The organism is uncultured Gimesia sp. (assembly GCF_937910335.1).
Lineage (GTDB): Bacteria > Planctomycetota > Planctomycetia > Planctomycetales > Planctomycetaceae > Gimesia.
Genome location: NZ_CALEMX010000370.1, coordinates 1 through 3300 on the forward strand (window position 1 = coordinate 1; position 3300 = coordinate 3300).

General features: G+C 43.6%; 4 protein-coding genes. All 4 read right to left on the bottom strand.

Features of this window, described 5'->3' with window-relative positions:
- A partial coding sequence (gene nusB / locus Q0668_RS14795; RefSeq protein WP_298866022.1) for a transcription antitermination factor NusB occupies positions 1-459 on the bottom strand: 459 nt, incomplete at its 3' end.
- A gap of 70 nt (positions 460-529) precedes the next feature.
- Positions 530-1012, bottom strand: a complete 483-nt coding sequence (gene ribE / locus Q0668_RS14800; protein WP_298866024.1) for a 6,7-dimethyl-8-ribityllumazine synthase — start codon at positions 1010-1012, stop codon at positions 530-532.
- A gap of 164 nt (positions 1013-1176) precedes the next feature.
- A complete protein-coding gene (gene rho, locus Q0668_RS14805) occupies positions 1177-2619 on the bottom strand; it encodes a transcription termination factor Rho (protein WP_366918906.1) in 1443 nt (480 codons plus the stop codon).
- A 232-nt stretch (positions 2620-2851) separates the two neighbouring features.
- Positions 2852-3300 (bottom strand): dephospho-CoA kinase (coaE, locus tag Q0668_RS14810; RefSeq protein WP_298866026.1); only part of this gene is annotated, 449 nt, incomplete at its 5' end.

Consider the following 3300-nt stretch of genomic DNA (forward strand, 5'->3'; position numbering starts at 1 on the left):
GGGAGCCTGATGATCTTCTTTTGTTGGGACCGGCTTGTCTTCCAATGGCGGAACCAGATTGTCTGCACGCGGAATCAGTTTGTCGAGAATTCCATTGACGAACTGGGAAGATTGCGCGCTCCCAAATTCACGAGCCAACTCAACTGCTTCATCTATCACGACAGCTGAAGGGGTATCAGTGTGGAGTAATTCATAGCCGCCAAGTCGGAGAATATTGCGGTCTGTAACTGCCATCCTCTTCAAACTCCAGTTTTCAGCGACACGTACAATTTCAGTGTCGATCTGTGGCTTGTACTCCATTACACCAGTAAATAACTGCCAGGCGAAAGTTCGGCTGGTATTATTGTGACCATGCTCTTCAATCATACGGCGAACCTCACCCGCAGTAATATCAGGGTTCAGATCAACTTGATAAAGCATTTGCACAACCAGTTGTCGTGCCTGTTTTCGAAGAGACATAGATTATCACTAACGCAAATAGGGGGGATCAGAGTTTTAATGTACTCTGGTTACTGCCTTCAAAACTAAATTATGCCTGTTCCTGATCTATCGATTTTAAAAGATTTACCATTTCAATCGCAGCCAGAACGGCTTCGCTCCCTTTATTACCGACTTTTCCACCAGCGCGGTCCAGTGCCTGCTCCATGGTCTCGCAGGTCAATACTCCAAATAGGACTGGTACACCACTTTCCTGACTGCTACGCATGATTCCCGCGGCGACCTGGTGATTGATATAGTCATGATGCATGGTGCTTCCCTGAATCACAGCACCCAGACAGCAAACAGCCTGATAGCGACCACTTTTTGCTAAGCGATCAGCAACCAGAGGTAACTCGAAAGATCCGGGTACCCAAGTCACTGTGATGTTTTCTTCCAAGCCACCATGGCGGCGAAATGTTTCCAGCGCCCCTTCCAGCAATTTACGAGTAATCAACTCATTCCAACGGGAAACAACGATGGCAAAGCTCGCATCGCGAGCAAGTAAATCACCTTCAATCAGTTTATGGTTCATCGAAGTGGTAACTTAAAAAAATAGTCTAAAGGAAATAAGAAAAAACGCCTCATGAATCGCCAAATTTATATCTCAGTATTGAAGAATCGTAGACTCTACGAGTCTTGCCGCGTTTGATTTGGCTCAAGTATATTGAGAAATCAGGACCAGACTTTGGTGAATTTCTAACCTAGATTCATACTCAGTAAAAATTCTTCGTTAGTTTTGGTACGACGCATTCTGTTCGTCAGAAGTTCCATTGCATCCACCGGATTCATGTCGTTGAGCACACGTCTTAGAATCCAGACTCTGCGTAATTCCTCTTCGTCCATCAATAATTCTTCGCGTCGCGTTCCTGATTTATTGACATCAATGGCTGGCCAGATTCGTTTTTCGACCATTCTGCGATCCAAATGTAATTCGGTATTACCAGTTCCCTTAAATTCTTCAAAGATCACTTCATCCATACGGCTGCCGGTGTCAACCAGAGCTGTTGCAACAATGGTTAAACTGCCGCCCTCTTCCACATTCCGGGCAGCACCAAAAAAACGTTTCGGATGCTGCAAGGCATTAGCATCTACTCCACCAGAAAGAATTTTTCCTGAATGCGGTACTTCCGTATTCCAGGCACGGGCCAATCGCGTAATAGAATCCAGGAAAATGACAACATCTTCACCATACTCGACCATCCGTTTGGCTTTTTCAATCACCATTTCCGAAACCTGTATATGTCGGCTCGGTGGTTCATCAAACGTACTACTGACTACTTCACATCGATCTCCACCCACCTGACGTTCCATGTCTGTTACTTCTTCGGGCCGTTCATCAATCAACAGGATAAATACATAGGCATTAGGGTGACTGCCTAGCACACACTTTGCCATTTCCTGTAACATTACCGTTTTTCCAGCACGGGGTGGTGAGACGATCAAGCCACGTTGACCCATACCCACAGGTGCGACTAGATCAACAATTCTCGTGCTCAAGTTTCCTGCCTCTGAAGAAAGCTTTAAACGTTCTTTCGGATGCAAGGGAGTCAAATCATCAAAAAATACTTTTGTTGTCAGGATTTCGGGATCACAGCCATTAACGGCCTCAACACGAAGTAACGCAAAATAGCGTTCATTTTCTTTAGGGGGCCGAATCTGGCCAGCAACGATCGCACCTGTGCGTAATCCGAAACGGCGTATTTGGCTGGGAGAGACGTAGATATCATCAGGGCACGGTAGGTAGTGGTAATCGGGGCTTCGTAAAAAACCAAATCCGTCTGGCAAAATTTCCAATGTTCCTTCCCCGAACATTAGGCCGTTTACCTTTGTACGCTCTTTTAGAATCTTGAAAATCAGGTCTTGCTTTTTCAAGCCTGTATATTCTGTCAGATTCTCCTCTTTGGCCAACTGCATGAGATCTTTCATTGTCAACCGTTGCAGGTCGGCGATATGAATATCGCTTTGCTTGATCTTTTCATAACGCTCATCTGCTGCGCGAGTGATGGCAGATTCTCGTTGCTGGCGCGTAGCAGGAGTTTTTTCTTGTTTTGACTTTTGATCAAACTCTTCAATGTCTTTGTCTTTTGAAGCCACAACTCCGTCATTTTCAGATGTCTGAAGTTTTATGGATTTGGCCATGTCAATAACTTTCCGAATTACTAATTTAATGAGATGAAATAGCGTGGAGTTCTTGAATCATTTAGATGTGTTGAACGTGGAGACTAATTAACCTTTGGAAGGTTTTCATAAACAAGGGAAAAGCATCATGAGATGTTCAGGGTATCGTCTGGGATGAGTTTGAAGTTCAAATGTCAAAGATTGTTTTGGAAAGACATTCAAAGTTAAATTATTTGTCTGTTTTTTATCTAGTCTATAAAGTTTCAATGAAACTGGATAACTCTTGCGCGGCACTATCCAGATCATGGTCATTGTGAACAATATAATTTGTCAGTTTTAGTTTTTTTGAGAGAGGATATTGTTGTTTCTCCCGTTTCTCTAATTCAGCTGATGACCACCCTCGGTTCTGAATCACCCTTTTCAACCGTTGTTCAAAAGGGCATTCAATAAATACGATCTGGTCGCACAAGTCTTTCCAGCCTGCCTCTAAAATGATCGCTGCATCAACTAGGATTGCATCAACTTTTTTTGTTGTCCTGGCGGACAAAATCTCCTGCTCAAGTTTGCGATGAATCTCGGGGTGAACTAGTTCTTCGAGTTTCTTCAATGAATCTTGATGTTTTTTTGATTCTCCAAAAACAATTTTCGCAAGTTGTGAACGCTCTATTTTTCCTTGCTCATTGAACACTGCATTTCCAAAAT